The sequence below is a fragment of the Acinetobacter sp. AKBS16 genome (assembly GCF_002899995.1).
GTDB classification, from domain to species: domain Bacteria; phylum Pseudomonadota; class Gammaproteobacteria; order Pseudomonadales; family Moraxellaceae; genus Acinetobacter; species Acinetobacter baumannii.
The window spans coordinates 1-8,132 of record NZ_POYH01000088.1 but is presented as its reverse complement, the minus strand read 5'-3'; the positions used below and the strand labels follow the sequence as shown (position 1 = coordinate 8,132).

Genomic DNA, 8,132 nt, shown 5'->3' with positions numbered 1-8,132 from the left:
CCTATATGCCAATGGCAGCCACGATGGCAGGCGGTATGGTTCCTGCAATTGGGATGGCAATTGCAACCTTCCTCGCTAGAAATAAATTTAGTACTGGCGAAAAAGATGCAGGTAAAGCTGCGTTTGTGCTTGGTTTATGCTTTATTTCAGAAGGTGCAATTCCATTTGCAGCAAAAGATCCAATGCGCGTTATTCCAACCTGTATTCTAGGTGGCGCAGTAACTGGTGCATTAGTTGCTTTATTTCACTGTGAGCTTGTGACTCCGCATGGCGGTGTATTTGTACTACTGATTCCGAATGCAATCAATCATGCGTGGTTGTATCTTGCAGCAATTGCGGCTGGAAGTATCGTAACGGGAGTAAGTTATGCCATCATTAAAAAGAATCAAGAAGAAAAATTATTAACAAACTCATAATTTAAAAAGGGAGAATATAAATTCTCCCTTTTTATTAGTACTCAGTTTTATAGATTAATTTGAACGGCATGTGTTATCAGTTGTTCTAAGGTAAAACACTAAAAATTTAATTTGAGGCCACACTCATCTTTTAATTTCAAAATTTGTAGAATTACATTTGAATCTTTGAGAAATAATTACCCCTTATTCACACAAATAATTTTAACATTTAAAATCAATAACTTACAAACAAATATTCATTAATTTTATAGATAATTCATCAATTGTGTTAAATGTATGGTAAATTTTCATCTTCAAAAAATCTTTTAAACATATGATTAATTTAAATATTTACCTATTGAATGGATTTATTTTTTTAAGTTATGACTTTATAGACAAAAAATTTTGATAGAAATGTCACGTTCAAAACGAGTTTTTTTTTCTACGATTCTCATGCAAACAAATATCGTTCATTTTACGACCAAGCGAGTAGCCAAGTTCAAATAAACGGTAAGGAATAAGTTTTATCAGAAGAGGAAAATTTATAGTTTGTCCTTGTTAATCAAACAATATAAATTTTGCTCATGACTTAAAGTCCTGATATAACTTGCTTAGTGAAACTATATTTTTCCACTATTAAAATAAGTTTCATAAAATGCGATCCACCAAGGTATGGGGAAAAGTCAATGACAAAGAAGTATGCGCGTTTTTTACCTACAACAGAATCTTTCACTCTTGAAGATTTTCCATATTATTGGATTACTCAGGTCCATGCTCAATATGTTCAAAATATTGATAATGCCCTCAAAAAATATGGCCTAGATAATTCACGTCGACGTATTATGCTTGCACTAAGTAGTAAACCTCACGCTAGCGTATCAGAGCTATCTGATATGATTATTTCAAAAATGTCGACTACCACTAAAATTGTTTATCGCTTAAAAGATGAAGGTTTAGTTGAAACCTATTCTTGTCAATCAGATGGTCGTATTACACGTGTATATCTTACCGAACGTGGTACAGAAATGATTAATAAAATTAATGACCTAACGAGTGTAGTACTTGAACAATCATTCGAAGGTATCACCCCTCTTCAACTAGAAAAAATGATGGAAAGCTTAAAATTGCTTTTAAAAAATCTTTCTCGATAATTGTTGTTTTCAACATTTTAAAACGATTAATTCTCAAGCTCTCTCATGAGAGCTTTTTTATTATTTTCTCTAATGTTTACAGGAATATAGACTTCATAAAGTAATCAATTAAACACTATGCTTGTTGACTTGTTCCTTCAACTCCAGTAGAAACTCTCTCTTAATATCTCTAACGTAATTTTAGGAAAAAATGGCTAAAAGAAAATATAAGAGTGATAAGTTTCAAGTACGTCGTATTAACCGTCAATGGTGGGTACTTGAAAAAGATTTAGAAACTAACTGTTACAGCAAGCATGAACAGGTAGCTACTAAGACATTAGCTAACAATTATGCTGACGATTATATAGAGCAGTATTATATGAACCTCTACATTCAACAACAGTTGAAAAAACCGGAAACCGTATAAAAAGCCTCCATGGCTTTTTTTATTTATAATTTAATAAGTTAAATAAAATTAAAATAATAAAATTTTGACATAAAAAAAACCTACATCTTGGGGAAAATGTAGGCTATAAAATGCACAAAAAGGAATTATATATCCTTTTTGATGAAAAGAATTCTACGATAATATAAGACCTTATTTTATATTACTTTTGTAAAGTTAATAGTATTTATTGTATTAACCTCTAATAACTTAAATGCTTTTTCTTTATAAATTTTTTCTCATAAATATTTAAATTAATTAACTCTTCACGAGTTAAAATGTTTTTGATGTATGAGTTTTTTATAAAAAACGCTATTTGAATTTTATAAACAACTGTTTTAACAAGTTTTTTACAAAAATACGCATAATTTTTTCAAGTTAAAATTCTATATTTCATAATCTTTAGGAGATTAAAAGTTAATAAATAACATATGCATAGAGGATTAATAAAATTTTTATTTAAAAAAAACCTTTATTCGAGATGAAAAAAACATCAAATATTAATTTTTTATAGCTTTTGTGGTGACGACACAACTATTACAATACAGTTTATAAATAGTTTAACTCTTCAGCAGTTTTAGGCATGTTATGACTTCAATGTCGAACACTACCCAAAAGCATTTTATTGTTGAGCAGTTTCCCTTACCGACTTGGGTCAGTGATGAAAAAGGCTTAATTTTATACTGCAATACGGAGTGTACAAAGTACTGGCGCGATACTTCTCCTCCATTGTTTCAACAATGGCTAGATTTCGTGTACCCTGCCGATTTAGAAGAAGTTAAAAACAACTGGTTAGATGCGATACGACTCCGATCAAGAATTGAATTTAAATGCCGTCTTTTGCATAAAACCCATTATTATCGATGGTGTAAAATTTCTATTCAATTGTCGAAATACCATGAATCTTCTCAAGAAAATGAATGGTTTATTAGTTTTCTTGATATTGACCAAGATATACAAGAGCAGCAAAGCTTACGAAAAGATATCGATATACAAAATCAAATGCTCGATATCAGTGTCGATTGTATTAAGGTTTTAAATACAGATGGCACTGTATCTCATATGAATAAATCAGGATGCCTTGCATTAGGTATACCTGTAGATGAAAAAAAATTCGGTATGCGATGGTTAGATCTTTTACCACCCCATATTCGTAAACGCGGAAGAGTTGCCTTAAAAAAAGCCTTACAGGGTAAAGTGGCCCGATTCGCTGGCATGAGTTGCTTACCAAATCAAGATCCAGAATATTGGGATAACATGCTTACCCCAATTCAACATACAAACGGCGAAATTATTCAAATATTGTGTGTTTCGCGAAATGTCACTCAACAGTATCTTACCGAAAACCGTCTAAGAGATATTAGCGAGAGAGATGAACTCACAGGATTATTTAACCGACGCTCATTTAAGCTACAACTAAAACGCACCCTAGCTTACTCAAGAGAAACCCAAACCAGTGTAGGGCTACTTTTAATTGATCTAGATCATTTCAAGCATATTAATGACACTATAGGTCATAGTGCTGGTGACCACTTATTAAAAATACTTTCTAAACGTTTTAATCAGTGCGTAGACCCTGAAAGATGTTCAGTTGCCAGATTAGGTGGTGATGAGTTTGCAGTTATTGTTAGCCATTTAAAAAATGAGAGTGATGTTCGTGAACTTGCAGAAGTATTGCTTCAACAACTCAATCAACCCATTACATATGCTGGGAATGTGCTCAACGGCGGCATGAGCATCGGCTGCGCCATTTATCCTCAAGATGCAGTTGATCAATCGAGCTTATTAAGTTGTGCCGATATGGCATTACATGACTTAAAAGCCCGTGGTCGTGGCGGCATACGTATGTATAACCCAAGTATGATGCAGTTAACCGAGGCAATCGCCTCTCAACTCAACATTGCTCGCCAGCTTATTCGTCATCATACCATTCAGCCCTACTATCAACCCAAAGTCGATCTAAAAACTCATGCTGTAGTGGGCTTTGAAGCATTACTCCGCTGGCATACGACTTCGGCCCAAAGAGGTTTGCCTTCTCAGATTGCTGAAGCTTTTAAAGACTACGATTTAGCCAGTAAAATTGGTGAAATCATGCAACAACAAGTTTTGCATGATATTGCTAAATGGATAAAATTAGGTTTTGTGCCGCTTCCTGTTTCTCTAAATGCCGCACCAGTTGAGTTCTTAAGAGATAATTATGCTGAACGTTTATTAAAAAAGATTAATCAACTTGAAATTCCTACCCATTTAATTGAAATAGAAGTTACTGAACATATGCTGGGTGACCGTGGTTCTGAATATGTGATTCGCGCACTTAATAAACTAAAACAGCATGGAGTACGCATTGCTTTAGATGACTTCGGAACAGGTTTCTCTTCTTTAACACATATAAGAGACTATCCTATTGATTGCTTAAAAGTTGATTGTAGCTTTATACAAAAGATGCAACATGATCCATCCATTTATGCAATTGTTCAGGCAATTGGCTTACTTGCTCCAAATCTCTCACTCGGATTAATTGCAGAAGGTATTGAAACACCAGAACAAGAAGAGTTGCTTCTTCAATTTGGATACAACATAGGGCAAGGTTTTTTATTTGAATCAGCTATTGACGCTAATCAGGTGATCTCTATTCTTAAACAGGGTCAGGCTTATCTAGAAAGTCACTATTCTATGAATTAGTCATTTACCTTACACACTAAAAACAAACAATAAAAATTATAAAATTGGCGATAATATAATCATAACGATAACAAGTTTAGGTTCTTCAACAATAAATATTGTCACAAGACAATAAGGAGCAATATATGAGTTATCACCATATTTTAGTTCCGGTCGATGGTTCTCCTACCTCACTTATTGCTGTTAATCATGCTGCAAGTCTTGCTAAAGCCTTTAGTAGTAAAGTTACTTTGGTATATGCGCTCACTATTGATCCATTTATTTCAGTTGAAATTATTGATAGTACAGAAATTGCGCAAGATTATTTTAATAAAGCGAGAGCTTCGATTCAGAGCATTTTAGATCAAGCTAAAGAACAATTTAGCCAACATGGAATTTCTGTTGAAACCAAAATTGTTGAAGGTCAAACAATTCATACAGAAATCATCAAAGCAGCAACTGAGCTAAAAGCTGATTTATTAGTGATTGGTTCTCATGGGCGAAAAGGTTTTAAAAAGTTCTTCTTAGGAAGTGTAACTCAAGCACTTTTAGGAGAAATTCATGTGCCAGTATTGGTCGTAACTGAATAAATCTAAACCTTTATATAAAAAACCCAGCTATATAGCTGGGTTTTTTGAAATAAGTTACTTACCGTTATATGTAAATTTAATGAGAGAACCGGGATTCTCTAAAGTATGAGTGACTGAACCATCATCTTTTTGTACATTCCCCGCTGTATCAGTCAGCACATATAAGGTATTACCTTCTGGACTAGCGATGACATCACGATAACGGTTATTGCTTTTAAACATTGGGATAGCATCATCCAAAGTCGTGCTATATGTCGGGTCCAATTTAATACGGAAAATCACCCCACGTTTTAAAGATGGGACCAATAATGTATTTTCCCACCCTGGAATCGCTTTTTTGCCTCCCGTATATACATATGCCGATGACGGCGCAACCGTTGGCCAGCAAATATATGCCATCTCACCACAAGTAGGGTCATTATAGTTATAGGTATCTTGTACCGTATATAAAGTTTTCAAAGGCGGCACAAAGTTTTTACCAGTCCATTCAGACTCTTTAGTCACAGGAACACCTGTTGCTACTTTTATCCCGTTTTGAGCTAAATCTTTAATTTGTGATTTATTGGTTGCTGCCGAATAGTTTGCATAGGCATAACCACTGTCATCTTTATAACCAGCTACATTTGGCCAGCCATAGTTACCACCTTTTAATACAAGGTTAATTTCATCATCAGAATTTGGCCCTTGCTCAGATTGTAAAAGCTTTCCATTTGGAGCAAATGCTAAACCTTGTGGATTACGGTGCCCTAAAGTGTAGATATGACTCACTACTCCGTTAAAGCTTGGGTTGTCTTTAGGAATACTTCCGTCCAGATTTAAGCGTAATACTTTACCCATATATGTATGGTAGTCTTTACTATTGAGCTCTTGCTGAGTCGGAGTATGCTGTGCCTGATTCGGTAAGAACAGATAAGCTAACTGATTACGACCTTGGTCACCAATCGTATAGTAGATTTTTTGGTCTGGACCAATGACGAGACGACCAGACTGATGATCTTTTGATGACGGTAAACCTGCAATCAAATCAATAGGCTTTTCAAATGTATCTGTAGTTTTATTATAGGTATATCTACGAATAATCGTCTGATTAGGTAACTCTTTATCTGTAGATTTTGGATTTTTAAAAGTGCCTGAAATATAGATATAAGGGTTATGTTTAAAGTCAGGATGAAAAGCAAAGCCTAACAAACCATTTTGCCCATCAGCATCACTCACAATTTCAGGCACCTGAAATACTGTTTTCGCGCTACCAGATTCAGGATTTACTCTTAAAATTTTGCCAGTTGCACGTTCGGTTAACCAAATTTGATTATCTGGCCCCCATAACAAAGCATGTGGTTTATTTAAATTGGACAGAATCACTTTTTTATCAAAATTTTCTGTTTTCGCTTTTGCGAACTGAGCAGGTGTCAGAGGTATATCTGCAAATGCCGTATGAAACGTAAATAGTTGTGCAGCACCTAAAAGAGTGATTTTTGCTAATAAATGTTTATTCATAGTTCCACCTTATAAAGTTTTCTAAAGAGTTACTTAAACCGCTGAAAACATTGGTTTGTATACGTTCTCTATATCTTTTGTATTATGATGATTAGCTCATTTATTAAAATCCAAATTTCTGCAAGGCTCTGTTGCATAAAAGTAGCTATTCAAAACAAATGAATATTTTATAAGTTGCCTTATAAATCATTGATCTCATTTTTAAGATAAATAATTTGAAAGAAAGCTTTAACAAAGTAATTGAAAAGTAAAATTTAATACTCAAATAGACAATTCAATCTATAAAAATATACATACCACATAGTTAAAAGATCCAAGCTAAAGATTAAGGATCCTTACAAATCGAATTTCGTTATGTGTGCAAATTTTAAACCCCTTAAGAGAGAGCATTCTTATCAATTAGACTTACTTGAACCCACCTTTGATTACAAATCAGATGTCTATCCAAGTGATGATTGCCCAATAATCTTATCTCATCAAAATGAATGGGAATGGCGAAAAGTTAAATTTGGAATGTTGCCACCATATGCGAAAGAAGTTTCATTTAAATATGCAACTTATGATGCAAGAACTGAAACGGTTGATCACAAACGTTCATTTAAACATGCCTGGTCAAATGATCAATTTGGCCTAGTTCCTGTTGAAGCTATTTATGAACCGAAATATATCAATGGTAAAGCACATTGGTATGGCATCTTTCGTCAAGATGGGAAGCCATTTACGCTTGCAGCAATTTATGAAGAAACCATAATTGATGAGCAGAAAGTTAGAACAATGTCGCTATTAACAATCAATGCAGATCGACATTCTTTTATGAAACAGTTTCATAAACCTGACGATGAAAAACGTTCAATTATTGTAATACCTGACCATCTTAGAAACGATTGGTTAAACTGCAAACACACTGACGCTCCTAACTTTTTCTTAGATATGCCATTAAATGAATTTACGTCTCTGCCTAAAGCAGAAATGAACAAATCAAAAAAAAGTTAGATGCCTAATAAGTGAAAGTAGCAAGCTTAAATGGCTCCCCCTAAAAACTTATGTTATCCTTCGCACCTCTTTAAAACTTCAAATTTTCATTATCCATGACACTAACGCCACCTTAAGTTTATTTACCCTTCTCCTTTGTAAATAACTCATCACTGTCTAGTGATGTGGTGTAGTCGCTTGTGTGTTGGTATATCACATCACTAGCCTTTCTAAAATTTAAAATTCTAGGCTATTTCCATGTTAACGAATCTTCGAGAACAATGGTTCTCTAATGTCCGTGCAGATATTCTTTCTGGGCTTGTTGTTGGTCTGGCTTTAATTCCAGAGGCGATTGCCTTTTCAATTATTGCAGGTGTAGATCCCCAAATCGGTTTATATGCGTCTTTTTGTATTGCGGTTATTATTTCTTTTGTAGGTGGCC

At 34.1% G+C, this 8,132-nt stretch carries 8 protein-coding genes; 7 read left to right on the top strand and 1 reads right to left on the bottom strand.

The window, feature by feature from the left end; translation table 11 throughout:
- The 5 genes from C1642_RS19685 to C1642_RS15335 form a co-directional block, all read left to right on the top strand.
- A partial coding sequence (locus C1642_RS19685; RefSeq protein ID WP_228153929.1) for a fructose-specific PTS transporter subunit EIIC occupies nt 1-416 on the top strand: 416 nt, incomplete at its 5' end.
- A gap of 665 nt (nt 417-1,081) precedes the next feature.
- Nucleotides 1,082-1,546: a MarR family winged helix-turn-helix transcriptional regulator gene (locus C1642_RS15350; protein ID WP_000163427.1), complete on the top strand. Its 465-nt coding sequence runs from the start codon at nt 1,082-1,084 to the stop codon at nt 1,544-1,546.
- 190 nt (nt 1,547-1,736) lie between these two features.
- On the top strand, nt 1,737-1,952 hold the full coding sequence (locus C1642_RS15345; RefSeq protein ID WP_001129188.1) for a hypothetical protein: 216 nt from the start codon (nt 1,737-1,739) through the stop codon (nt 1,950-1,952).
- A gap of 606 nt (nt 1,953-2,558) precedes the next feature.
- Entirely contained in the window at nt 2,559-4,652 is a 2,094-nt protein-coding gene (locus tag C1642_RS15340; protein ID WP_000203163.1) for an EAL domain-containing protein, read from the top strand.
- A gap of 125 nt (nt 4,653-4,777) precedes the next feature.
- The gene (locus C1642_RS15335) at nt 4,778-5,221 is read left to right on the top strand and encodes a universal stress protein (RefSeq protein WP_000120225.1); all 444 of its coding nucleotides are present in this window, start codon (nt 4,778-4,780) and stop codon (nt 5,219-5,221) included.
- A gap of 54 nt (nt 5,222-5,275) precedes the next feature.
- Here the strand turns inward: C1642_RS15335 and C1642_RS15330 are convergent, their stop codons facing one another.
- The gene (locus C1642_RS15330; RefSeq protein ID WP_001032857.1) at nt 5,276-6,718 is read right to left on the bottom strand and encodes a glucose/sorbosone family PQQ-dependent dehydrogenase; all 1,443 of its coding nucleotides are present in this window, start codon (nt 6,716-6,718) and stop codon (nt 5,276-5,278) included.
- A gap of 354 nt (nt 6,719-7,072) precedes the next feature.
- Between C1642_RS15330 and C1642_RS15325 the strand changes: the two genes are divergently transcribed.
- Complete coding sequence (locus tag C1642_RS15325; protein WP_000332543.1) at nt 7,073-7,711, top strand: SOS response-associated peptidase family protein; 639 nt, start codon at nt 7,073-7,075, stop codon at nt 7,709-7,711.
- A gap of 237 nt (nt 7,712-7,948) precedes the next feature.
- Nucleotides 7,949-8,132, top strand: a 184-nt coding sequence (locus tag C1642_RS15320) for a SulP family inorganic anion transporter (protein ID WP_140327216.1), incomplete at its 3' end; no start/stop codon positions are given.

Coding starts and splice junctions, on each gene's coding strand:
- C1642_RS15350 (WP_000163427.1), top strand. CDS start 1,082: ATGACAAAGAAGTATGCGCGTTTTTTACCTACAACAGAATCTTTCACT.
- C1642_RS15345 (WP_001129188.1), top strand. CDS start 1,737: ATGGCTAAAAGAAAATATAAGAGTGATAAGTTTCAAGTACGTCGTATT.
- C1642_RS15340 (WP_000203163.1), top strand. CDS start 2,559: ATGACTTCAATGTCGAACACTACCCAAAAGCATTTTATTGTTGAGCAG.
- C1642_RS15335 (WP_000120225.1), top strand. CDS start 4,778: ATGAGTTATCACCATATTTTAGTTCCGGTCGATGGTTCTCCTACCTCA.
- C1642_RS15330 (WP_001032857.1), bottom strand. CDS start 6,718: ATGAATAAACATTTATTAGCAAAAATCACTCTTTTAGGTGCTGCACAA.
- C1642_RS15325 (WP_000332543.1), top strand. CDS start 7,073: ATGTGTGCAAATTTTAAACCCCTTAAGAGAGAGCATTCTTATCAATTA.